The organism is Curtobacterium sp. MCLR17_051 (assembly GCF_003234395.1).
GTDB classification, from domain to species: domain Bacteria; phylum Actinomycetota; class Actinomycetes; order Actinomycetales; family Microbacteriaceae; genus Curtobacterium; species Curtobacterium flaccumfaciens.
This window is the reverse complement of sequence record NZ_QKTA01000019.1, coordinates 60,013-81,911: the sequence shown is the minus strand read 5'-3', so window position 1 is coordinate 81,911 and position 21,899 is coordinate 60,013. Positions and strand designations below refer to the sequence as shown.

22 protein-coding genes and 1 rRNA gene are annotated in these 21,899 nt (G+C 71.5%); 18 read left to right on the top strand and 5 right to left on the bottom strand.

What is annotated here, in order from left to right:
* The 12 genes from rrf to DEJ06_RS14925 form a co-directional block, all read left to right on the top strand.
* A 5S ribosomal RNA gene (rrf, locus tag DEJ06_RS14975) occupies window positions 1-103 on the top strand; the annotation flags it as partial.
* A gap of 391 nt (window positions 104-494) precedes the next feature.
* Window positions 495-1,367 (top strand): hypothetical protein, encoded by an 873-nt coding sequence (locus tag DEJ06_RS18395; RefSeq protein ID WP_181436855.1) that lies wholly within the window; start codon window positions 495-497, stop codon window positions 1,365-1,367.
* A complete protein-coding gene (locus tag DEJ06_RS18390) occupies window positions 1,358-2,209 on the top strand; it encodes a hypothetical protein (RefSeq protein WP_111039840.1) in 852 nt (283 codons plus the stop codon). The genes DEJ06_RS18395 and DEJ06_RS18390 overlap by 10 nt, the downstream gene beginning before the upstream one ends.
* 13 nt (window positions 2,210-2,222) lie before the next feature.
* Entirely contained in the window at window positions 2,223-3,212 is a 990-nt protein-coding gene (locus DEJ06_RS14960; RefSeq protein ID WP_111032681.1) for an HAD-IIA family hydrolase, read from the top strand.
* Window positions 3,213-3,222: 10 nt separating this feature from the next.
* Window positions 3,223-3,390 (top strand): hypothetical protein, encoded by a 168-nt coding sequence (locus DEJ06_RS18385; RefSeq protein WP_181422652.1) that lies wholly within the window; start codon window positions 3,223-3,225, stop codon window positions 3,388-3,390.
* A 13-nt stretch (window positions 3,391-3,403) separates the two neighbouring features.
* Window positions 3,404-4,216, top strand: coding sequence for a TlyA family RNA methyltransferase (locus DEJ06_RS14955; protein ID WP_258372505.1), 813 nt, complete (start codon window positions 3,404-3,406; stop codon window positions 4,214-4,216).
* The gene (locus tag DEJ06_RS14950; RefSeq protein ID WP_071245131.1) at window positions 4,213-5,136 is read left to right on the top strand and encodes an NAD kinase; all 924 of its coding nucleotides are present in this window, start codon (window positions 4,213-4,215) and stop codon (window positions 5,134-5,136) included. Before DEJ06_RS14955 ends, DEJ06_RS14950 begins: the two co-directional genes overlap by 4 nt.
* 36 nt (window positions 5,137-5,172) lie before the next feature.
* A complete protein-coding gene (recN, locus tag DEJ06_RS14945; protein WP_111039838.1) occupies window positions 5,173-6,867 on the top strand; it encodes a DNA repair protein RecN in 1,695 nt (564 codons plus the stop codon).
* A gap of 126 nt (window positions 6,868-6,993) precedes the next feature.
* Entirely contained in the window at window positions 6,994-8,709 is a 1,716-nt protein-coding gene (locus tag DEJ06_RS14940) for a CTP synthase (protein WP_111039837.1), read from the top strand.
* A gap of 178 nt (window positions 8,710-8,887) precedes the next feature.
* Window positions 8,888-9,463, top strand: coding sequence for an NUDIX hydrolase (locus tag DEJ06_RS14935; RefSeq protein WP_071245128.1), 576 nt, complete (start codon window positions 8,888-8,890; stop codon window positions 9,461-9,463).
* A complete protein-coding gene (locus DEJ06_RS14930; protein WP_111039836.1) occupies window positions 9,460-10,059 on the top strand; it encodes a DUF1349 domain-containing protein in 600 nt (199 codons plus the stop codon). The genes DEJ06_RS14935 and DEJ06_RS14930 overlap by 4 nt, the downstream gene beginning before the upstream one ends.
* A 37-nt stretch (window positions 10,060-10,096) precedes the next feature.
* Window positions 10,097-11,077: a site-specific tyrosine recombinase XerD gene (locus DEJ06_RS14925; RefSeq protein ID WP_111039835.1), complete on the top strand. Its 981-nt coding sequence runs from the start codon at window positions 10,097-10,099 to the stop codon at window positions 11,075-11,077.
* A 12-nt stretch (window positions 11,078-11,089) separates the two neighbouring features.
* Here DEJ06_RS14925 and DEJ06_RS14920 read toward each other — a convergent pair whose 3' ends face one another.
* Window positions 11,090-11,536 carry a DUF2510 domain-containing protein gene (locus DEJ06_RS14920; protein ID WP_111032687.1) on the bottom strand — a complete coding sequence of 149 codons (447 nt, stop codon included), beginning with the start codon at window positions 11,534-11,536 and terminating at the stop codon, window positions 11,090-11,092.
* Between the two features lie 124 nt (window positions 11,537-11,660).
* Between DEJ06_RS14920 and DEJ06_RS14915 the strand changes: the two genes are divergently transcribed.
* Window positions 11,661-12,119 (top strand): ASCH domain-containing protein, encoded by a 459-nt coding sequence (locus DEJ06_RS14915; RefSeq protein WP_220036512.1) that lies wholly within the window; start codon window positions 11,661-11,663, stop codon window positions 12,117-12,119.
* 10 nt (window positions 12,120-12,129) lie between these two features.
* Here DEJ06_RS14915 and DEJ06_RS14910 read toward each other — a convergent pair whose 3' ends face one another.
* Window positions 12,130-13,167, bottom strand: a complete 1,038-nt coding sequence (locus tag DEJ06_RS14910; RefSeq protein WP_111039833.1) for an LLM class flavin-dependent oxidoreductase — start codon at window positions 13,165-13,167, stop codon at window positions 12,130-12,132.
* Window positions 13,168-13,217: 50 nt separating this feature from the next.
* Here DEJ06_RS14910 and DEJ06_RS14905 point away from each other — a divergent pair, with 50 nt between their 5' ends.
* Both DEJ06_RS14905 and DEJ06_RS14900 read left to right on the top strand, forming a co-directional pair.
* Window positions 13,218-13,550 carry a TraR/DksA C4-type zinc finger protein gene (locus DEJ06_RS14905; RefSeq protein WP_111039832.1) on the top strand — a complete coding sequence of 111 codons (333 nt, stop codon included), beginning with the start codon at window positions 13,218-13,220 and terminating at the stop codon, window positions 13,548-13,550.
* Between the two features lie 130 nt (window positions 13,551-13,680).
* Window positions 13,681-14,130, top strand: coding sequence for a TIGR02611 family protein (locus tag DEJ06_RS14900; RefSeq protein WP_111039831.1), 450 nt, complete (start codon window positions 13,681-13,683; stop codon window positions 14,128-14,130).
* 141 nt (window positions 14,131-14,271) lie between these two features.
* Here the strand turns inward: DEJ06_RS14900 and DEJ06_RS14895 are convergent, their stop codons facing one another.
* Window positions 14,272-15,525 (bottom strand): MFS transporter, encoded by a 1,254-nt coding sequence (locus DEJ06_RS14895; RefSeq protein WP_111032691.1) that lies wholly within the window; start codon window positions 15,523-15,525, stop codon window positions 14,272-14,274.
* A 103-nt stretch (window positions 15,526-15,628) separates the two neighbouring features.
* On the opposite strand from DEJ06_RS14895, the gene DEJ06_RS14890 reads away from it, so the two are divergent.
* A complete protein-coding gene (locus DEJ06_RS14890; RefSeq protein ID WP_071245119.1) occupies window positions 15,629-15,994 on the top strand; it encodes a helix-turn-helix transcriptional regulator in 366 nt (121 codons plus the stop codon).
* Window positions 15,991-17,589, top strand: coding sequence for a methyltransferase (locus DEJ06_RS14885; RefSeq protein WP_258372504.1), 1,599 nt, complete (start codon window positions 15,991-15,993; stop codon window positions 17,587-17,589). Before DEJ06_RS14890 ends, DEJ06_RS14885 begins: the two co-directional genes overlap by 4 nt.
* Before the next feature lie 3 nt (window positions 17,590-17,592).
* Here the strand turns inward: DEJ06_RS14885 and DEJ06_RS14880 are convergent, their stop codons facing one another.
* Together DEJ06_RS14880 and DEJ06_RS14875 are read right to left on the bottom strand one after the other, a co-directional pair.
* Window positions 17,593-18,456, bottom strand: a complete 864-nt coding sequence (locus tag DEJ06_RS14880) for an NAD(P)-dependent oxidoreductase (RefSeq protein WP_071245140.1) — start codon at window positions 18,454-18,456, stop codon at window positions 17,593-17,595.
* 113 nt (window positions 18,457-18,569) lie between these two features.
* Window positions 18,570-19,160: a TetR/AcrR family transcriptional regulator gene (locus DEJ06_RS14875; protein ID WP_110864205.1), complete on the bottom strand. Its 591-nt coding sequence runs from the start codon at window positions 19,158-19,160 to the stop codon at window positions 18,570-18,572.
* Window positions 19,161-19,336: 176 nt separating this feature from the next.
* On the opposite strand from DEJ06_RS14875, the gene DEJ06_RS14870 reads away from it, so the two are divergent.
* Window positions 19,337-21,817 carry a glycoside hydrolase family 3 protein gene (locus tag DEJ06_RS14870; RefSeq protein ID WP_111039830.1) on the top strand — a complete coding sequence of 827 codons (2,481 nt, stop codon included), beginning with the start codon at window positions 19,337-19,339 and terminating at the stop codon, window positions 21,815-21,817.
* The last annotated feature ends 82 nt before the right edge of the window (window positions 21,818-21,899 follow it).

Sequence of the window (21,899 nt, the reverse complement as noted above, 5' to 3'; positions counted from 1 at the left end):
CGAGAGGGAAACGCCCGGTCACATTCCGAACCCGGAAGCTAAGCCTCTCAGCGCCGATGGTACTGCAAGGGGGACCTTGTGGGAGAGTAGGACGCCGCCGGACTTAACGTATGAAAGATGTGGCCATCGGCCCTCCATCGAGAATTCGCAGGGGAAACCCTCGTTCTCGGTCGGGGCCGGTGGCCATTTCTGTTTCTGCCGCCGTTCACTCGACGCCGGCTCCGGTTCGTGATGGACTGGAAGCCGACGTCGGTCGACCGACGCGGCACCCAACACAACGACACAGCGGACGAACGCCCGAGGCACTGCACCGGGCACGCGATGAGGAGCAACGGTGGCGAACGACGACGATCAGCGGCGGAACGACGGGGACCGCGGAGATCGACCCCGACGGGACGGCGACCGGTTCCCGCGTCGCGACGGCGCTCCGCGTCGGGACGGCCAGAGCGATGGTCGTTGGTCGTCCGGTCCTCGTGAGTTCGAGCGGCGCGAAGGTGACCGTCGTGATCGTCCGCAGGGTGGAGACCGTCCGTTCCGAGACGGCTCACCCCGCCGGGACAGCGCTCCGCGTCGCGATGGCGATCGTCCGTTCCGGTCCGGCGACCGGAACGACCGTCCGTCGTGGCAGGGTGACCGCGGTGACTCCGGCCGGCCGCCGCGCGGTGATGGTCCGCGCGGTGCCGATCGTCCGCGACGCGATGGCGACCGTCCTTACCGTGGTGGCTCCGACCGCCCGGCTCGTGATGGGGATCGTTCGTTCCGTGGTGGGAGCTCTGACCGTCCGCGTCGTGACGGTGACCGCCCGTTCCAGGGTGGTTCAGACCGTCCGCGTCGTGATGGCGATCGTCCGTACCGCGGTGGATCGTCTGACCGCCCGGCGCGTGACGGCGATCGTCCGTACCGTGGTGGATCGTCAGACCGCCCGGCGCGTGATGGTGATCGTCCGTACCGTGGCGGGTCCTCAGACCGGCCCCGCCGTGACGGGGACCGACCCTTCCAGGGCGGTTCTGACCGTCCGCGTCGCGATGGGGACCGCCCGTACCGCGGGGGCTCCGATCGTCCCGCTCGTGACGGAGACCGTCCGTACCGTGGTGGTTCGTCCGACCGATCGGCCCGTGGTGGTTCGTCCGACCGTCCGTTCCGCGGGGGTTCGTCGGATCGCCCGGCTCGCGACGGCGGCGAAGACCGTCGTCGTTTCGGTGACGGCAGCCGTCACGCCGGCGCCCGTTTCGGTGAGGCCGCGCGCGACGACTGGGAGGACCGCGACCCCTACGGCACCAAGTCGATCCGTCCGCGCCACGACGACCCGGAGATCCCCGAGGAGATCCAGGCGCGCGACCTCGACCCCGCGGCCCGGATGGAGTTGAAGACCCTCAGCAAGGACAACGCCGACTGGGTTGCGCGTCACCTCGTGGCCGCCGCACTCTTCGTCGACGACGACCCCGAGACGGCCAACCAGCACGCCCTGAGCGCTGCTCGTCGTGCCGGTCGTGTCGGTGTCGTCCGCGAGACGGCCGCGATCACCGCGTACCGCCTCGGCGACTTCGCCACAGCGCTCCGGGAGCTCCGCACCTACCGTCGGATCTCCGGCCGCAACGACCAGCTGCCGATGATGGTGGACTGCGAGCGTGGCCTGGGCCGACCGGAGCGGGCACTCGAGCTCGGTCGTTCGGTCGAGCGCTCGGCCCTCGAGACCCCGGTGCAGGTCGAGCTCGCGATCGCCATGTCCGGCGCTCGTCTCGACCTCGGGAATCCCACAGCCGCCCTCGGCGAGCTGGAGATTCCACAGCTCGACCCATCCACCGCCTACACGTGGTCCCCGGCGCTCTACAGTGCTTACGCGGCCACGCTCGAGGAGCTCGGTCGACAGGACGAGGCCGACGAGTGGTGGGCCCGTGTGGACCGCGCGGCAGCGGCCCTCGCCGAAATCGCGGACGACAACGCTTGGGAGACAGTTGATGTGGTCGAGGAAACGCTCGAAGTCGAAGAACACGGAGACGCCGGAGACGACGACGCCGATGACCTCGGCGCCGACGACGTCGCGACCGACGAACTCGACGGCGACGACGAATCCGCCGACGACCTCGACGACGACCTCGATGACGAACCCGCCCTCGACGACCTCGACGACGACACCTCCGCAGCCGACGAGCCCGGCGAGATCGACGACGACAACCCCCGCGACGTCGACGGTTCCGCAGCCGGCTGAGCACTCGGCGGCCTTGACCGACGGCGTCGACGTGGTCCTCACCGACCTCGACGGCGTCGTCTACCGGGGCCGCAACGCCATCCCGCACGCGGTCGAAGCCCTGACCCGGGCATCGCTCACGGCGCGGGTCGGCTACATCACGAACAACGCATCGCGCCGGCCGATCGACGTCGCCGAGCACCTCGAGCGCTACGGGCTCGAGGTGTCCGAGGGCGACGTCGTCACCTCGTCACAGGCCGGCGTCCAGCTGCTCGCGACCCTGGTGCCGGCCGGAGCGACCGTCCTGGTCACCGGCGGGCTCGGGCTGTCCAGCATCGTCGAGGAAGCCGGGTTCACCGTCACCTCGAGTGCCGAGGACTCCCCGGCCGCCGTCATCCAGGGCTTCTCACCGGACCTCGGTTGGAAGGAACTGGCCGAGGCCTCCTTCGCCCTGGCCGACCCGGACGTGCCGTGGGTGGCCACGAACATGGACTGGTCGATCCCGGTCGAGCGGGGCATCGCGCCCGGCAACGGCACGCTCGTGTCCGCCGTGCACCAGGCGGTCGGCCGGATGCCCGTCGTCGCCGGCAAGCCCGAGCGGCCGATCTTCGACACGGCGGTCGAGCGCTTCGGCGGCGGTCGGACGCTGTTCATCGGGGACCGGTTGGACACCGACATCAAGGGCGCGAACGACGTCGGGATCCCGAGCGTGCTCGTGCTCACCGGCATCGACAAGGCGAAGCAGGTGCTCGCGGCCGACCAGCGCTCGCGTCCCACCTACGTGCTCGAAGACCTCCGGGGGCTGTCCCAGCCGTACCCGGAGACGGTGCGGCGCGAGGACGAGGACGGCACCCGGTACGTGACCGTCGGTACTGCGACGGTGGCGATGCGCGGGCACGTCGTCCGGGTGCTCGACGCCGGGACGGACATCGATCGGCTCCGTGCCGGCTCGACGCTCATCTGGGAGTCCGGGTTGGCCATCTACGGCCTCGACGTGGACCCGCAGCTGTACGGCGGCGAGTAGCGTGTCGGACGTGCCGAACCCCGAGCAACCGTCCGCCGAACCCGAGCAGCAGGACGCCTTCGCCGCGCGCACCGCCGAGGCCGAGGCCCTGCCGCTCGCCGACCGCGCCGACGCCTTCTCCGCCCTGCACGACGAGCTGCGGACGCGGCTCGAGAGCGGCGGCTCCGCGAGTGCCTGAGCCGGACGGAACCGTGCACGACGCGACCCCGGTCCGCCTCGACGCCCTCCTCGCTGCACGCGGGCTCGCACGGTCGCGCACCGTCGCCAGCAAGCTGATCCAGGACGGCCGGGTGCTCGTGGGTGGCCGTGCCGTCCTGAAGCCGTCGACGCCGATCGCATCCGACGCGGACATCGAGGTCGACGCCGCGGACGAGTGGGTCTCGCGCGCGGCCCGGAAGCTCGTCGGTGCACTCGACGCGTTCGACGTCGACCCTTCCGGTCGGGTCGTGCTCGACGTGGGCGCGAGCACCGGCGGGTTCACCCAGGTGCTGCTCGCACGCGGCGCGCGCCGTGTCATCGCGCTCGACGTGGGGCACGGACAGCTGCACCCGACCATCGCGCTCGATGAACGCGTCGCCGTGGTCGAGGGGACGAACGCGCGGAACCTCACGCGCGCCGACTACCTGGCGCTCGACGGCACCGCTGCCGAGACGAGCCTGGTGGTGGGGGACCTGTCCTTCATCTCGCTCCGACTCGTGCTGCCGGCGCTGGCCGAAGCCGTCCCCGCGGACGAGTTCGTGCTCCTGGTGAAGCCCCAGTTCGAAGTTGGTCGTGGCGGTGTGCGCGAGGGCATCGTGCACGACGCCGGGCTCCGGAACGACGCGCTCATGAACGTGCTGTGGGCGGCGTGGGACCTGGGCCTCGGCACCAGTGGGCTCGCCGCGTCCCCGATCGTCGGGACACACGGCAACCACGAGTACCTGGCCCGCTTCCAGCGCGGTGTCGGGGGCAATCCGACAGAATGGAGAGTCCGGGCGACCGAACTCACGGAAGGGTCTTCATGAGTGACGAACGGCACATCCTGCTCGTGTCCCACACGGGTCGCCGTGACTCGATCGACGCTGCGGTCGAGGTCTGCGACCTCCTGCACGCGGCCGGTCTCACGCCCGTCATGCCCTTCGACGAGTACGCCGACATCCGTCGTGCCGAAGCGTCGGTCGGCAAGGTCGACATCCTCGGCGTCGACGTCCAGCCGAACCAGCTCGAGATCGTCATCGTGCTCGGTGGCGACGGCACGATCCTCCGCGCGGCCGAACTCGTGCGGAACACCGGCGCTCCGCTGATCGGGGTGAACCTCGGGCACGTCGGGTTCCTGGCCGAGAGCGAGCGCGACGGTCTGTCCGAAACGGTCGAGCGCGCGCTGTCCGGTGAGTACAACGTCGAGGAACGCGTCACCCTGCAGGTCGACGTGGTCGTGGGCAACCAGATCGTCTACTCGAGCTGGGCGCTGAACGAGGCCACGATCGAGAAGGCCTCGCGGGAGCGGATGCTCGAGGTCGTGACCGAGGTCGACGGCCGCCCGCTGTCGTCGTTCGGCTGCGACGGCGTGGTCGTGTCGACCCCGACCGGCTCCACGGCGTACTCGTTCTCCGGCGGTGGCCCCATCGTGTGGCCGGACGTCGACGCGCTGCTCATGGTGCCGCTGAGTGCCCACGCCCTGTTCGCCCGTCCGATCGTCGTCGGGCCGGACTGCACGCTCGCGATCGAGGTCCTGCGGCGCACGAGCGGCGTCGGTGTGCTCTGGTGCGACGGCCGACGGACCCACGACCTGCCCCCGGGCGCCCGAGTCGAGGTCCGGCGTTCGCCCGACCCGGTGCGGGTCGCCCGACTCAAGGACGCTCCGTTCACCGACCGCCTGGTCGCGAAGTTCCAGCTGCCCGTCGCCGGGTGGCGCGGCCCCCAGAGCGACGAGGACGACCGATGAGCCCGGATAACACCCGATGAGCAGGGAGAACACCCGATGATCGAGGAGATCGCGATCCGCGACCTCGGTGTCATCGGTGAGACCACGCTCGAACTCGGGCCGGGCTTCACCGTCGTCACCGGGGAGACCGGTGCGGGCAAGACCATGATCGTCACGGCGCTCGGGCTGCTGCTCGGTGCGCGGGCCGATGCCGGCTCGGTGCGCCGCGGGGCCTCCAGCGCCGTCGTCGAAGGCCGCTGGCACGTCCCCGAGCAGGACGCCGTCGCCGAACGCGTCGAGGACGCCGGCGGCACCGTCGAGGACGGCGAACTCATCCTCACCCGTACGGTCTCCGCCGAGGGGCGCAGCCGTGCCACGGTGGGCGGTCGGAGTGCGCCCGTGGCGGTGCTCGGCGAGCTCGCCGATCAGCTCGTCACCGTGCACGGGCAGTCGGACCAGATCCGCCTGACCTCGGCCACGGCGCAGCGGGCTGCCCTCGACGGGTTCGGGGGAGCCTCGCTCGAGAAGGCCCTCGCCCGGTACGTCGCCGCGTACGACGCCTGGCAGCAGCACGCCGGTGAACTCGAGGTCCTGGTCCGCGACCGGGACGACCGGGTGGCCGAGGCCGAGCGGATCCGCGCGGCCTCCGACGAGATCGAGGCCGCCGACCCGCAGCCCGGCGAGGACGTCGAGCTGGCCGAACGCGCCGAACGGTTGGGCAACCTCGAGGAGCTCCGGTTGTCCGCTGCCCTGGCGCACGAGGCGTTGTCCAGCGAGTCCCTCGACGGCGTCTCCGACGTCGTCGGCCTGGTCGAGTCCGCACGCCGTGCCGTGGAGCGCGTCGCGTCGTCGGACAGTGCCCTGCAGCCGGTACTCGAGCAGCTCACGGAGCTCGGGATCCAGGCGGCCGAGGCCTCGGCGAGCATCTCGAGCTACCTCGGTTCCCTGGAACCCGAGGCCGGGCACGACCTCGAACTCATCAACGAACGCCGTGCCCTGCTGGCCGGCCTCACCCGCAAGTACGGCGAGACGGTGGACGACGTCATCGCCTACGGACAGCGCGCGAGCGACCGGCTGCTCGAGCTCGACGGTGACGACGACCGGATCGCGGCGTTGCAGCAGTCGGTCGAGCAGGACGAGCAGGCGCTCGAGTCCGCCGCCGCCGCGCTCACGACGGCGCGCACCAAGGCGGCGACCGACCTGGCGAAGCGCGTGACCGCTGAGCTGAAGACCCTCGCGATGGGTGGCGCGACCCTGGTGGTCGAGGTCACCGACGCCGGCGAGTACCGCCGACACGGCCGTGACCAGGTCACCATCCTGCTCCAGCCGCACTCCGGCACCGACCCCCGGCCGATCGGCAAGGGGGCGTCCGGCGGTGAGCTGTCGCGCGTGATGCTCGCGATCGAGGTCGTCATGGCCGGCAGCACCACGGTGCCGACGTTCGTCTTCGACGAGGTCGACGCCGGTGTCGGCGGGGCGGCGGCGATCGAGATCGGCCGACGGCTGGCGAAGCTCGCCGAGCGCACGCAGGTCATCGTCGTCACGCACCTGGCCCAGGTCGCGGCCTTCGCGAACAACCACCTCAACGTCGTGAAGGACGCCAGCGGGGCCGTCACGTCGTCGAGCGTGCGCCGGCTCGAGGGCGAGGACCGGTTGCAGGAGATGGCACGGCTGCTCTCCGGACTCGGTGACAGCGCCAGCGGCATCGAGCACGCCCGCGAGCTGCTCGACGTGGCCGGCCAGCGAGCCTGACGACCAAGCAGGCGGGCGCCGCCCGCCGACCCGGCCACGGCCCGAGGACCCGGCCACCCACCCGCGCAACGCCCACGGCGAACCGAGGTCGCGCCTCCCTGCAGTTCTGACGTACGATGGAATCCCGTGGCGGACACTCTCAGCGGCGGTACCAATTCTTCGAACTCGACCCCGAAGGTGACGAAGCAGATCTTCGTGACCGGCGGGGTCGTCTCGTCTCTCGGCAAGGGCCTGACGGCGGCCAGCCTCGGCAACCTGCTCACGGCTCGCGGCCTCAAGGTCGTCATGCAGAAGCTCGACCCGTACCTCAACGTGGACCCGGGTACCATGAACCCGTTCCAGCACGGCGAGGTCTTCGTGACCGACGACGGTGCGGAGACGGACCTCGACATCGGGCACTACGAGCGTTTCCTCGACATCAACCTGTCGCAGGCCGCGAACGTCACGACCGGTCAGGTGTACTCGACGGTGATCGCCAAGGAGCGTCGCGGCGAGTACCTCGGCGACACGGTGCAGGTCATCCCGCACATCACCGACGAGATCAAGCGCCGGATGCGCGAGCAGGCGCAGAACGACCCCCAGCCCGACGTCATCATCACCGAGGTCGGTGGCACCGTCGGCGACATCGAGTCGCAGCCGTTCATCGAGTCCGCCCGTCAGGTGCGGCACGAGCTCGGCCGCAACAACGTGTTCTTCGTGCACGTCTCCCTGGTGCCGTTCATGAACGCCTCGGGCGAGCAGAAGACCAAGCCGACGCAGCACTCCGTCGCCGCTCTGCGCTCGATCGGCATCCAGCCCGACGCGCTCGTGCTGCGCAGCGACCGTCCGGTGTCGGAGTCGAACAAGCGCAAGATCGCGCTGATGTGCGACGTCGACGAGGACGCCGTGGTGAACGCCGTGGACGTCCCCTCGATCTACGACCTGCCGACCCTGCTGAACAACCAGGGCCTCGACCAGGTCATCGTCGAGGCGCTCAAGCTCGACGCCGGTCCGGTCGACTGGACCGCGTGGACCCCGGTGCTGAAGGCCGTGCACGAGCCGAAGAAGGCCGTCACGATCGCCCTGGTCGGCAAGTACATCGACCTGCCGGACGCCTACCTGTCCGTCACCGAGGCGCTCCGTGCCGGCGGTTTCGCGCACGACGCCAAGGTGACGCTGAAGTGGGTCGTGTCCGACGACTGCACCACGCCCGAGGGCGCGGCGAAGCAGCTCGGCGACGTCGACGGCATCTGCATCCCCGGTGGGTTCGGCGTGCGCGGCATCGAGGGCAAGCTCGGCGCGCTGAAGTTCGCGCGTGAGCAGGGCATCCCGACGCTCGGCCTGTGCCTCGGCCTGCAGTGCATGGTCATCGAGTACGCCCGCCACGAGGTCGGTCTGACCGACGCGTCGAGCACCGAGTTCGACCCGGAGACCTCGACGCCGGTCATCGCGACGATGGCGGAGCAGGTCGAGATCATCGCCGGCGGCGACCTGGGCGGCACGATGCGCCTGGGCCTGTACCCGGCGTCGTTCGCCGAGGGCTCGCTGGCGGCGGAGCTGTACGGAGCGCCGGAGGCCTCCGAGCGGCACCGTCACCGCTACGAGGTGAACAACAAGTACCGCGAGCAGATCGCGGACGCCGGCCTCGTCTTCTCGGGCACGTCGCCCGACGGCACGCTGGTGGAGTACGTCGAGCTCCCGCGCGACGTGCACCCGTTCTACATCGCCACCCAGGCGCACCCGGAGCTCCGCTCGCGTCCGACCGATGCGCACCCGCTGTTCGCGGGGCTCGTCGCGGCCGCCATCGAGCGCCACGAGGCGTCCAGCCTGTTCGACCCGCAGACCGAGGAGCAGGTCGCGTAAGCGCCGGTCTCCACGATCGGACGGGAGGCGCGGTGCCAGCTGGCACCGCGCCTCCCGTCCGTCCGGGGTCGCGTCCACGGCACCTGGTTCCGGACACGGAACCGCGGAACGACGCGGTGCTGTGTCCGGAACCTGGTTCCGATGGGGGCGTCAGGGGGGCGCGTGCTTGGATGGGGACGTGACAGACGCACCGATCGCTGACGAGTCCGCCTCCTTCGAGGTCACCGAATCCACCGTCGTGTACGAGGGCGCCGTCTGGGACGTGCGCCGCGACACCGTCGCGTACAACGGCGACTCGATGGTCCGCGAGTACATCGACCACACGGGCGCCGTCGCCGTGTACGCCGAGGACGACGAGGGCCGCGTCCTGGTCATCCAGCAGTACCGGCATCCGGTGCGGCTGCGCGACTGGGAGCTGCCCGCCGGTCTGCTCGACATGGAGGGCGAGGACCACCTGACGGCCGCGAAGCGCGAGCTGGGCGAGGAGGCCGACCTCGAGGCCGACACGTGGGAGCCCCTGGTCCGGTACAACACGTCCTCGGGCGGCAGCGACGAGTTCATCCAGATCTACCGGGCGCGCGGTGTCCGGTCGACCGAGTCTGCGTTCGAGCGCGAGGCGGAAGAGGCCGACATCGTGACGCGCTGGGTCCCGCGGGCGGAGCTGCTCGAGGGGATCCTGGGCGGTCGGCTCAACAACTCGGCCCTCGTCGTCGCGACGCTCGCCGTCGAGGCCATCGAACAGCGCGGCAAGTGAGCGGGTCCGCGGCCGACGGTCTGCGCGACCTGGTCACCTCCGGCACCTGGACGCACGAGCCGGAGGTCGCCGGGTTCGACGGCGACGTGTTCCGCGTCACCGCGGTCGAGGGCAGTGACGCCTGGCGGACCACCTCGTACGGGTTCGTGCACGACTCCGAGCACGCGCTGCTGCAGCCGACGGACGGGCCGTTCTCGGTCGAGGCGTCGTTCGTGCTCGACTACACCGAGCAGTTCGACCAGGCCGGGGTGTTCCTGCGCGTCGACGAACATACCTGGATCAAGGCCGGTGTGGAGTTCTCGGACGGAGCGCCGCAGCTCGGCGCCGTGGTGACGCGGGGGTTCTCGGACTGGTCGGTGTCGCCCGTGCCGGAGTGGGCGGGCCGGGTGGTGACCGTCCGCGCGAGCCGCGACGGTGACGCCGTGACGATCCGGGCGTGGGCCGAGGGTGAGGAACCCCGCCTCGTCCGGGTCGCGTACCTCGACCCGGACGCCGTCGTGTCCGCGGGGCTGCTGTGCGCCGGGCCGACGCGGGCCGGGCTGACCGTGACGTTCACCGGGTTCCGCGTGGGCACGCCGGACGAGGCGTTGCACTGACGGCGGGTGGCCCCGCGCCGGTTAGCCTGCTGAGGTGATGCCCCTCGACCGTGCCGCGGAGACGTACCTGCGGCACGTCGCGATCGAGCGGGGACTCTCGCAGCACACGTTGTCGGCGTACCGGCGGGACCTCGTCGTGTTCACGTCGTGGTTGGCGGCCGCTCCGGTCGTCGAGTCGGACGGTGCGGACCGGGCCGGGGGATCCTCGGCGCTGCAGGACGTGGCACGGTTGGCACGGGCGGACGTCTCGGGGTTCGTGACACACCTGGCCACCCGACCGGAAGGTCCGCTCGCACCGCGGTCGATCGCGCGGATGCTCAGCTCGGTGCGCTCGTTCACTGCCTTCGCCGCGGGGGAGGGCTGGCTGCCGCTCGACCCCGGCACCGCCGTCCGGCCGCCGAAGGCTCCGATGCGGCTGCCGAAGGCGATCCCCGTCGAGGACATGGAACGGCTGCTCGGGGCGGTGTCCGTCGACGCCGACGACCCCGTCCAGCTGCGGGACAAGGCCCTGCTCGAGCTGCTCTACGCCACCGGTGCGCGGATCTCCGAGGCGGTGGGACTGTCGGTCGACGACGTGACGACGCTGTCGGACGCCGACGGTGAGCTCTCGGTCGTGAAGGTCACCGGCAAGGGCAACAAGCAGCGGATCGTGCCGCTCGGCAGCTTCGCCCGTGCCGCGATCGACGCCTACCTGGTGCGGGCACGGCCGGTGTTCGCGGCACGCGGGGCGTCGACGCCGGCGCTGTTCCTCGGTGCCCGTGGAGCGCGGTTGTCGCGGCAGAGCGCCTGGCTCGTGATCCAGGCCGCCGCTGCTGCCGCCGACCTGGAGGCACACGTGTCTCCCCACACGTTCCGGCACTCATTCGCGACGCACCTGCTCGAGGGCGGTGCTGATGTGCGCGTGGTGCAGGAGTTGCTCGGGCACGCGAGTGTCGCCACGACGCAGATCTACACGATGGTCACGGCGGACATGCTGCGCGACGTGTACCAGACGGCACACCCGCGGGCGCGCCGGTAGGCGGGCCCGCCCTCAGAACAGGTCGAACTGGGCCGACGCGGCGATGACCGTCGTCGTCACCGCGACGACGAGGGCGCTCGCCGAAGCGCTCCGCGCCAGGACCGCCCAGGCACCGACGGCCCCGGGACGGACGATGCCGATGACCCCGCACGCCACGGCGAGCAGCCCCGCCAGGCCCCAGGGGTTCGCGACGACCGAGACCACGGCGAGCAGCACCGCGAGCACTGTGAACACGCAGAGCCGACGGTCGCCGGCGGTGCCCGATGCCCACGCGTCCGTCCGGATCGCCGCGGTCTGCACCGAGAACGACGGCCCCACCGGCGCGACGACGATCGGCGTGACCGGGTCAGCAGCAGCCGCGGGGACCCGCGTGGCTGCGCCCCAGGTGCGACCGTCCCACCAGCGCAGACGACGGGCGTCCTGCGGGTCCGGGAACCAGCCTGCGGCCGGCAGCGTCACGGTTGCTCCTCGAGGTGCGGGGTGGATCGACGCTCCCGAGCCTAGGAGCGCGGTCGGCCTCGCCCCAGTCCCCAGCCGGGTGTCAGCACAAGGGGGGACCGGACCGGTGCACTACGGTCGGGGCGTGCCCTCGACGCTCGACGACTTCTGGACCGCGCGACGCAGCGAGCGTCCGAGCCTTCCGGAGGCCGTGCCGGAGGCGTGGTCCTTCGGCGCGACCCCGGAGCAGGCGGATGCGCTCCTGCAGCTCGTGCTCGACGGGGTCAAGGTCGGCACGGCGTCGTCGCTCTGGGACTACGAGGCGACCGGCGATCCGCTGCCCGCGACCGACGAGGTGAGCATCGTGACCGCCGGCTCGGGTGCGCCCCGTGCCGTCATCGAGACGACGGCGGTCCGGGTGGTTCCGTTCGACCAGGTCGACGCGGACCACGCCTGGGCCGAGGGGGAAGGCGACCGGACGCTCGAACACTGGCGGACCGTGCACGAGGCGTTCTGGCGCGCACACTCGGAGAACCCGCGCGGGTTCGCGCCGGACATGCCGGTCGTGTGCGAGCGGTTCCGGCTGCTCTGGCCGAGCAGCTGAGGTCTTCCGGTCAGGCGGGGACCGGCTCCGCGTCGACCTCGGTGAACACGTCCTTCACGGCGGCGAGCAGCCGGGCGTTGAAGTCCACACCGAGCTGGTTCGGCACGGTGACGAGCACGGTGTCGGCAGCCCGGACGGCCTGGTCGGCCGCGAGTTCCGCGACGAGCTGTTCGGGCTCACCGATGTAGGACCGGCCGAACCGGGCCAGCCCGCCGTCGAGGTGCCCGACCTGGTCCTGCCCCTCGACCTGCGCGCGCACGCCGAAGTAGTGGCGCGACTCGTCGTCGATGATCGGGATGATGCTGCGCGAGACCGAGATGCGCGGTTCGCGGTCCCAGCCCGACTCGGACCACACCCGGCGGAAGCGTTCGATCTGCTCGGCCTGCAGCTGGTCGAACGGCACACCGGTGTCCTCGGTCAGCAGGGTCGAGGACATCAGGTTCATGCCCTGCTCGGCGGTCCACTCCGCGGTCGCTCGGGTGCCGGCGCCCCACCAGATCCGGTCGCCGAGCGAGTCGGACAGCGGGGAGATCGGCAGGGACCCGACCGAACCGGTCATCTGCGGGTTGGCGTTGGCCATCGGCTCGCCGGCGATCGCACGGCGGAACACGTTCGTGTGCGCTCGGGCCATGTCGCCGCCGTTCTCGTCGGAGGCGTCGGGCACGTAGCCGAACTGCTGGTAGCCGGCCAGGGCGGTCTCGGGTGATCCCCGCGAGACACCGAGCTGCAGTCGGCCGCCGGAGATCAGGTCGGTGGCCGCGGCCTCTTCCGCCATGTAGAGCGGGTTCTCGTAGCGCATGTCGATGACGCCGGTGCCGATCTCGATCCGGCTGGTCTTCGCGGCGATGGCGGAGAGCAGCGGGAACGGCGCGGCCTGCTGCGGCGCGAAGTGGTGGACGCGGAAGTAGGCGCCGTCGACGCCGGCTTCCTCGGCGGCGACCGCGAGGTCGATCGCCTGCACCAGGGCCTCCCGCCCGCTGCGCACCTTCGACCCCGGCACGTCACGCCAGTGTCCGAACGACAGGAACCCGATCTTCGTCATGTCCATGCGAACGCATCCGGAGGCGGGGCCATTCCACCGCGACTACCGTGGCGGGGATGGAGGACCCCCGCCCCGCACTCGAGGCCGAACGCGCCCGCAACGAACGGCTGCTGCTCGACGTCGAGCGGAGCATGCGTGACGTCAGTGACGCCCGGCAGGACGCGAACTCCGACGACGAACACGACCCGGAGGGTGCGACCCTGGCCTGGGAACGCGGCTCGCTCGGTGCGGTCCGCGACGGCGCGCAGCTGCGAGTCCGCCAGGTGGACGCAGCGCTCGTACGACTCGACGACGGCACCTACGGTCGCTGCACGGTCGGCGGCGAGCCCATCCCGGAGGCACGGCTGGCCGCCGTCCCGTGGGCGGCGACGTGCGTCGCGCACGCGTGAGGGGCACGCGATCGGTGCCGCCTGACGGCCTGGAGGCGCGGGCTGTCCCCGCCACGCGCCTCCCGGCATGCGCACCCCGCGTCCACCCCGTGCGCCGCTGATTCCCAGCCGCGCGCCCTACGTTTTCGGCATGGACGGCGACCCGAACGACCGACCCGGCGAAGCCCGGGCCGACGGCGCGACGCGCCAGCGCTTCCAGTGGTTCCACCGCCTGCGCACCTGGATCCACGCGCGGCCGCACGTGCACCTGCTCTACAAGGTGCTGGTCGGTCTGGTGGGCGGGCTGGTCGTCATCATCGGGCTGATCCTGGTGCCGCTGCCGGGCCCGGGGTGGCTCGTGGTGTTCATCGGCCTCACGGTGCTGGCGAGCGAGTTCCACTTCTTCCACAAGATCATCACGTGGCTCAAGGCGCAGCTGCACCGCTTCTGGGACTGGGCCAAGCGGCACGGGCCGAAGCGTCTGCGCGATGCTGCGGACCGGGGCAAGGCCGACGTCGATGCTGCGCACACCGGTGCGGCGCGGACCGTCGGGGTGCGTGCGCGCGCTCGCGGGACGAACTCGGCGCGACCGGGCCACTAGTCGGGCCGCTGCGGTCGGGCGCTGGTGCTGTCGGCACCGTGCGGTGCTGGTCACCGTGTGCGAGGTTGATGGCTCCGTGCGGCGCTGCAGGCCCGCACCGAGCGATCAACCTCGCACCGAATGGGCATCTCCGCACCGTGCCTACTCGGCCGCGACCCGGATCGAGCCGGTCGCGGTGCGCTCGATGACCTCGGCCGCGCGCTCCTCGACCTCGGCGGCGTCCTTCGACGACAGCTGCAGCACGAGGGCGACGACTGCGGCGAGCACGATGAAACCGCCGTACCCGGCGATGACCGGGACGAGCCCGACCGAGGGCTCGAGCAGCCCGCCGATGACCGAGGGCACCCCGAATGCCAGGTAGCTGACGACGTAGATCGTGGAGAGCAGTCCGGCGCGGTGGGTCGGGGCGGCGGTGGCGAGCAGCATCCGCAACGGCGCCTGGAACCCGGCGCCGAATCCGACACCGGCGATCGCGCTGCCGACGACCATGCCCGGCAGGGAGTGTGCGAACACGAACGACACGGTGACGATCGGGCCGAGCACGAGGGCCACGAGCCCGAGCAGGACCGCGCGACGGGTGTCCATCCGCTGGATCGCCAGGCCGGTCAGGGCGCCGACGCCGGTGACCACGGCGATGAGCGCACCGGCGGCGAAGTGGTTCGTGATGCCGAACACCGTGCCGAGCGCCGAGGGGACGAGCGACAGGAACATTCCGCCGAGCGCCCAGCTGGCGACGAGCGACCCGGCGACGCCGCGGAACAACCGGCGTGAGGACCGCGGCACGCTGATCGTCGGACGCAGGGAGCGGAGTGCGCCGGGACGACGCTGCACCTGCTCGGGGACGACGAACAGTGCGAGCACGAGGAGCACGAGGAGCGCGCCGAACAGCAGGTAGACGAGCTGCTCCGGCGCCGGGCCCCACTGCACCAGCGCGCCGCTCGACATCGCGCCGGTGGCCAGGGCGATCGGCGGGATGACGCCGTTCAGCACGCCCGCCATGGTGGGGTGGCGTTCGAGGGAGTTGTCGATGAGGGCCGCGCCGAGGGCCCCGATGAGCAGCCCGACCGAGACACCCTGCACGATCCGGTCGACGATGAGCGCGACGACCCCGTCCGCCATCGCGAACAGGCCGAGCGACAGCGCGACGCCCAGACCGCCGACGACGAGCACGGGCTTGCGGCCGACGTGGTCGGACAGGCGACCCGCGACGAGCAGGCTCGCGAGCAGGCCGGCGACGTAGATGGCGAAGACCCCGGTGAGCATGAGCGGGGTGAGGTGCCACTCGGCTGCGTAGACCGGGTAGATCGGCGACGGCACGGCCGACGACGCGACCGAGACCAGGAGCATCGCCGCCAGGATCCAGAACCCGGCGACCGAACGAGCTGACTGGTGCATGCGCACCCCTTTCCATCTCCGTGCAGTACGACTGCATTCGTACCGCACTCGAACAGTACGACGCAAGTCGTACAGCAAGCCGAACGGTGGTAGCGTCCCGTCCATGCCCGCGCACGTCGATGCTCCTGAACGGCTGCCGCAGCCGTCCGTGGCCGAGATGGACCTCCCGGTCGTGATGGACGCCCTGAGCGATCCGATCCGGCTCGCGATCCTGCACCGCTACCTGGTCGACGCGGCCGGGGGTGAGCGCAGCTGCGGCTGGGTCGGCATCGACCGGCCGAAGTCCACGCTGACCCACCACTTCCGGGTCCTGCGCGAGGCCGGTCTGCTCGAGCAGCACCTGGAGGGCCTGACCCGCGTCAGCCGCGTCCGCGTCGAGGACGTGCAGCAGCGGTTCCCCGGGCTCCTCGACCTGGTGCTCGACTGGCAGGTCCCCGCGGCCCTGCTGCGCGAGGGGATCGCCTCGTGAGCGACGGTGCAACCGCCGGCGTGGACACTGTGCACACGCTGCCGTCGATCGTCGCGGACCCCGCCGTCACCACGGCGCTCGCCGCGGACCTGACAGCGGCCGGCTTCACCGTCGACCGGCTCGACTCCCTGTGGGGTGCCGAGGCCGCCGCATCGCTGCACCGGGGTTCGCGGGTCGCCGCGCTCCGTGCGCTCGCCGCCCGCGAGACCACGGCGCTCGGCACACTGGCGACACTGTTCGTGCTCGGCCTGCCGGTGGCGCGCGCCGAGGCCGCTGTGGCGTTCCCGACCGCCGGGCTCGACGCCGTCATCGCCGCGGGCCTGCTGCGCAGCGACGACGACGGCAACGGCGACAGCGCCGACGCGCTCGTGCACCCCACCGTCGACCTGCGCCCCTACGCCTTCGTCGACGACCGCGGCGCCGGCAGCTGGTGGATCGTCTCCGACCTCGGCGAGCTCGCCCTCGGGCACGCGATCAGCGAGGAACACGTCCTCGGCATCGGCGGCGCCACCACGACGCTGAGCGGCCTGCAGGTGCCCGTGCCGGTCGAGCGGGTGCTCGACCTCGGCACCGGGTGCGGCATCCAGGCCATGCACGCGCGGCGGTTCGCCGACCAGGTGGTCGCCACCGACATCTCGCGCCGTGCCCTCGACATCGCCCGGTTCAACGCCCAGTTGAACGGCATCGACGGCATCGACTTCCGGTTCGGCTCACTGTTCGAGCCGGTCGCGGGGGAGCGCTTCGACCGGATCGTGTCGAACCCGCCCTTCGTCATCACGCCCCGTCGCGAGGGCGTCCCGTCGTACGAGTACCGCGACGGCGGCATGGTCGGCGACGCCCTGGTCGAGACGGTGCTCCGCGGCCTGTCCGACCACCTGGAGCCCGGCGGCACCGCTCAGCTCCTCGGCAACTGGGAGTACCACTGGGGCGTCGACGGCCTGGACCGCGTGCGCGCCTGGTTCGCCGACTCCGACCTCGACGTGTGGGTGATCGAGCGCGAGCGGCAGGACCCGACGTCCTACGCGGAGACCTGGATCCGCGACGGCGGGACGAAGCCCGGCACGGCCGAGTTCGACACCCTGATGGGCGCCTGGCTCGACGACTTCGCGGACCGGCGCGTCACCGGCGTCGGCTTCGGCTACGTCGTGGTGCGTCGACCCCGGCCGGGAGGCACGTCCGGCCTCCGCCGGTTCGAGCGGGTCCCCGAGACGCTCGGCTCCAACCCCGCGGGCCTCGGCGCGACGGTCGCCCGCGTCCTCGACGCAGCCGCCTGGCTCGCCGCGCGTGACGATGCCGCGCTCGCCACCGCCCACCTGTCGGTGGCCGGTGACGTCACCGAGGAGCGGTACTACTGGCCGGGCAACGACGACCCCACCGTGATGACCCTGGTGCAGGGTGGCGGGCTCGGGCGTCGGGTGGACGCGGACACCGCACTCGCGGCGTTCGTTGGTGCGTGCGACGGCGACCTGTCCGTCGCCGCGATCATCGGCGCGCTCGCGCAGATCACCGGCGTGGACGAGCAGGCGCTCGCCGCCGACCTGCTGCCGGCGGCGCGCGACCTGGTGCTCGACGGGCTGCTCGTCCCCGCTGCCTGACGATCAGGCGCGGTGGTCGCGCCAGCTGTGCTCGGGCGTGTAGCCGAGGAGTTCGCGGGCCTTCTCCGACGACAGCAGCGAGCTGACGCCGTCGATGTCCGCACGGCGCTCGATGTCCGGCACGAAGCGTTCGACGAGCTCGATGGTCGGGGTGTCCATCACCGTGTCGGGGCTGGCGATGACGAACGCCTCGAACCCGGTGAGGTCGGCCTCGAGCGCCCGGCGAACAGCCTGGGCGCCGTCGCGGGAGTCGATGTACGACCACAGGTTGAACGTCTTTGCCTCGGGGGTGGCGTCCCACGGGAACGCCGGGTAGTCGGTCTCGTCCATCACGTTCGAGAAGCGCAGGCCGATCATCTTCAGCTCCGGGTCCCAGCGCGTGAAGTGGCGGGCCATCTCCTCCTCGACCGCCTTGCCGAGCGAGTACGACGACTGCGGGCGGACCGCGAACTCCTCGTCGACCGGCAGGTAGGGCGGGTGGTGCTCGCCCATCGGGATGCCGAGCAGGGTCTCGCTCGACGCCCACACGACGTTCTTGATCTTCGCGGCACGGGCTGCGTGGAAGACGTTGATCGACGAGGTCACGTTGTTCGTGATGAGGGCCACGTCGGGGACCTGCCCCGGGGCCGGCACCGCCGCGAGGTGCACGACGGCGTCGACGTGGTCGTACCGGTCGTCGATGCCGAGCAGGGCGTTCAGGACCTGGCCGTGGTCGGTCAGGTCGATCCGCACGAACGGGACTCGCTCGGGCTTGTCGGGCGAGGGGACACGGTCGAGCAGGACCACGTCGTACCCGTGCGCATCGAGGTCGCGCACCACCGCTCGTCCGAGCTTGCCGCTGCCACCGGTCACCACTACACGCGTCATCGCGTCACTCCACATCGTCGTCGGAACACACCCTGGCGGGCACCGACCATCCTGCCCCGCCGCACCTGACGCGACCAGGCCCTGTCCGTACCCCGGAGCGTCGGGGGCGGTGGTCAGGCGGTGGGGGCGACCTGGGCGATCGCGAGGCGGGCGACGAGCTCGACGTGCTCGGCCATGTCGCGAGTGGGGTCGAAGAGCCACTGGATCTGCATGCCGTCGGACACCGCGAGCAGGACGCTGGTGAGCTCGTCGGGGTCGATGTCGGTACGCAGTCGACCGTCCTGCTGCATGGTCCGGAAGTCGGCGGACAGCACGCGGCGGCTGCGTTCGTAGCGCTCGCGGAAGTACTCGTGCGCCGGGTGCTCGGCGTCGGTGGCAGCGGCGGCGGACAGGTTGACGAACATCTGCACCAGGCCCGGGACCTCGGCGTTGTGCCGCACGATCGCCGCGAGCAGGGCTGCCGGGTCCGCGGCCTGCCAGTCGTGCGCGAGGTCGAGCTCGTCGCGCCGGCGGAGGATCTCGACCCAGAGCTCGTCCTTGGAGTCGAAGTAGTGCAGCAGTCCGGCCTGGGTCAGCTCCACGGCGTCGGCGATGTCCTTGATGCTCGTCCGCCGGAAGCCCTGGGACGCCACGAGGTCCAGCGCGACCGTGAGGATCTCCTCGCGCTTCGCGATGCCCTTTGCGTACGAACCCCGTCGTGCCATGGCCAGACTGTACCGCCCGCAGGAGACCCGAGAAAACCAAGCAACGGTTGGTTTTCGGTGGTACCGTGCAGGAGCTGCCAGCGCGGGCGGCGAACCCGGTGGATGGTGGGTGTGGGCGACGAGGCCCCGGCCGTCCAGGCGGCGCCCCGCGGCCCTGAACGAGAGGACCGACCACCGTGACCACCGTGAACGACGCGAGCACCGCCTCCAGTCCGTCGACGCCGCTGACCGAGCGCATCGATGCGCTCCTCGGCCAGCTGACCACCGACGAGAAGGTGCAGCTGCTCACCGGACGTGACTTCTGGACCACCTGGCCCATCGAGAAGATCGGGCTGCGCCGGATCCTGATGTCGGACGGACCCTCGGGCGTGCGCGGCGAGGTGTGGGACGAGCGTGACCCGTCCCTGAACCTGCCGTCGGCGACCGCGCTGAGTGCCTCGTGGGACCGCGCGATCGCGAAGCGCTACGGCGCCGCCGCCGCGGTGGAGGCCCGCCGCAAGGGCGTGGACGTCGTGCTCGGCCCGACCATCAACCTGCACCGGTCCCCGCTCGGTGGCCGGCACTTCGAGGCGTTCAGCGAGGACCCGGTGCTCACCGGGGACCTGGCCGCGTCGTACGTCGACGGCGTGCAGGAGAACGGTGTCGCCGCCACCCCGAAGCACTACATCGCGAACGACTACGAGACCGACCGCTTCACCGCGTCGACCGAGGTGTCGGACCGCGCGCTGCGCGAGCTGTACCTGCTGGCGTTCGAGAAGGCCGTGACCGAGGCGCACGCCTGGGCGATCATGTCGTCGTACAACGCGATCAACGGCGTGACGGCGTCGGAGAACGACCTGCTCGAGACCCCGCTCAACTCGGAGTGGGGCTTCGACGGCATCGTCGTGTCCGACTGGACCGGGGTGCGTTCGGTGGACTCGGCGAAGGCGTCGCAGGACGTCGCGATGCCGGGGCCGAACCCGTGGTGGAGCGAGGGCCCGCTGCTCGCCGCCGTGCAGTCCGGCGAGGTGCCGATGGCGGCGATCGACCGCAAGGTCCGCCGGATCCTGACCCTGGCCGCCCGCGTCGGCGCGCTCGAGGGCTTCGAGCCCGTCGCCGCGTCGCCCGTGCACGTCGAGGACGGCATCGCGTTCGTCCGCGAGGCCGAGGCCGAGGGCACCGTCCTGGTCCGCAACACCGGTGTCCTGCCGCTCGACGCCCCCGCCGTGTCGCGCATCGCGGTGATCGGGCACAACGCCGACCAGGCCCGCACCCAGGGCGGCGGCTCGGCCACGGTCGTGCCGTCGCAGGTCGTGTCACCGCTGGACGGCATCCGTTCGGCGTTCCCCGGCGCGAGCGTGGACTACGCGATCGGCGCCGTCGTGCAGGAGGGCATCGCGGAGTTCCCGCTGTCCACCATCACGAACCCCGGCACCGGGGAACCCGGCGCCCGGGTCGCCTTCGTCAAGGACGGCGAGGAGCTGTTCGTCGAGGACCGCCGCGCGACGGCACTGTTCTGGTTCGGCGGCGACGCCCCGACGCGTGAAGCCGACCGGCTCGACATCACCACCACGTACACGGCCGAGTCGACCGGGACCGTGCGGTTCGGCATCGGCGCGGCCGGACGGTCACGCATGTGGATCGACGGCGAACTGCTGCTCGACGAGGACGTGCCGTTCGAGGGCGACCAGCTCGGTGCCGCGTTCCTCAACCCGCCGGCGCGGTCGGTGCCGGTCGAGGTGACCACCGGCCAGCAGGTCGCGATCCGCATCGAGTACGACATCGTGCAGGACGAGACGCTCGGCGGCGTGCTGGCGTACCAGTTCGGCACCGAGCCGTCGGACGACGACCCCGCCGTGCTCATCGAGGCCGCGGTGGACGCCGCCCGTGGTGCGGACGTCGCCGTGGTCGTGGTCGGCACGAACTCCAAGGTCGAGTCCGAGGGCTACGACCGGTCCTCGCTGGCACTGCCCGGCCACCAGGACGACCTGGTGCGCGCGGTCGCCGCGGCGAACCCGAACACGGTCGTCGTCGTGAACGCCGGGTCGCCGGTCGAGATGCCGTGGCGGAACGACGTCGCCGCGGTGCTGCTGACCTGGTTCGGTGGGCAGGAGTACGGCAACGCCCTGGCCGACGTGCTGACGGGGGCGCAGGAGCCCGGCGGCCGCCTGCCCACGACGTGGCCGGTCGCGATGGCCGACGTCCCCGTGCTCGACGTCACCCCGGTGGACGGCAAGGTCGCGTACGACGAGGGTGTCCACGTCGGCTACCGGGCCTGGCTGCGGGCCGGCACGGAGCCGGCGTACCCGTTCGGGCACGGCCTCGGGTACACCACGTGGTCGATCGATGGCGTCTCCGCGACCCCGACCGTGCGCGAGGGCGACGCCGTCATCGTCACGGCGACCGTCGTGAACACGGGCGACCGGGCCGGCAAGCACGTCGTGCAGGTCTACGCGTCCCGTGCGGAGTCGGCGGTCGACCGCCCGGTGCGCTGGCTGGTCGGATTCGCCCCGGTCCGGCTCGCGGCGGGCGCCTCGACGGAGGTCTCGATCGAAGTCCCGGCGCGAGCCTTCGCCCACTGGGACGGCTCGTGGCAGTACGAGTCGGGGACCTTCACGCTGCACGTCGGCGCCTCGGTCGTCGACGACGCCGGAACCGCGTCCCTCGAACTGGAGTGACGAAGTCGTCCGGTTTCCGCGCAGCTCCCGACTCCGTTCAGTAACATCGTTCTGCGCGAGTCGGCTGGTTACCGTCCGCGCA

Excerpts from the sequence above, each read along its gene's own strand:
- DEJ06_RS14910 (WP_111039833.1), bottom strand. The coding sequence starts at position 13,167 with ATGGACATGACGAAGATCGGGTTCCTGTCGTTCGGACACTGGCGTGAC.
- DEJ06_RS14890 (WP_071245119.1), top strand. The coding sequence starts at position 15,629 with ATGCCCGCGCACGTCGATGCTCCTGAACGGCTGCCGCAGCCGTCCGTG.
- DEJ06_RS14900 (WP_111039831.1), top strand. The coding sequence starts at position 13,681 with ATGGACGGCGACCCGAACGACCGACCCGGCGAAGCCCGGGCCGACGGC.
- DEJ06_RS14905 (WP_111039832.1), top strand. The coding sequence starts at position 13,218 with ATGGAGGACCCCCGCCCCGCACTCGAGGCCGAACGCGCCCGCAACGAA.
- DEJ06_RS14950 (WP_071245131.1), top strand. The coding sequence starts at position 4,213 with ATGAGTGACGAACGGCACATCCTGCTCGTGTCCCACACGGGTCGCCGT.
- DEJ06_RS14895 (WP_111032691.1), bottom strand. The coding sequence starts at position 15,525 with ATGCACCAGTCAGCTCGTTCGGTCGCCGGGTTCTGGATCCTGGCGGCG.
- DEJ06_RS14925 (WP_111039835.1), top strand. The coding sequence starts at position 10,097 with ATGCCCCTCGACCGTGCCGCGGAGACGTACCTGCGGCACGTCGCGATC.
- DEJ06_RS14875 (WP_110864205.1), bottom strand. The coding sequence starts at position 19,160 with ATGGCACGACGGGGTTCGTACGCAAAGGGCATCGCGAAGCGCGAGGAG.
- DEJ06_RS14880 (WP_071245140.1), bottom strand. The coding sequence starts at position 18,456 with ATGACGCGTGTAGTGGTGACCGGTGGCAGCGGCAAGCTCGGACGAGCG.
- recN (WP_111039838.1), top strand. The coding sequence starts at position 5,173 with ATGATCGAGGAGATCGCGATCCGCGACCTCGGTGTCATCGGTGAGACC.
- DEJ06_RS18390 (WP_111039840.1), top strand. The coding sequence starts at position 1,358 with ATGGAGTTGAAGACCCTCAGCAAGGACAACGCCGACTGGGTTGCGCGT.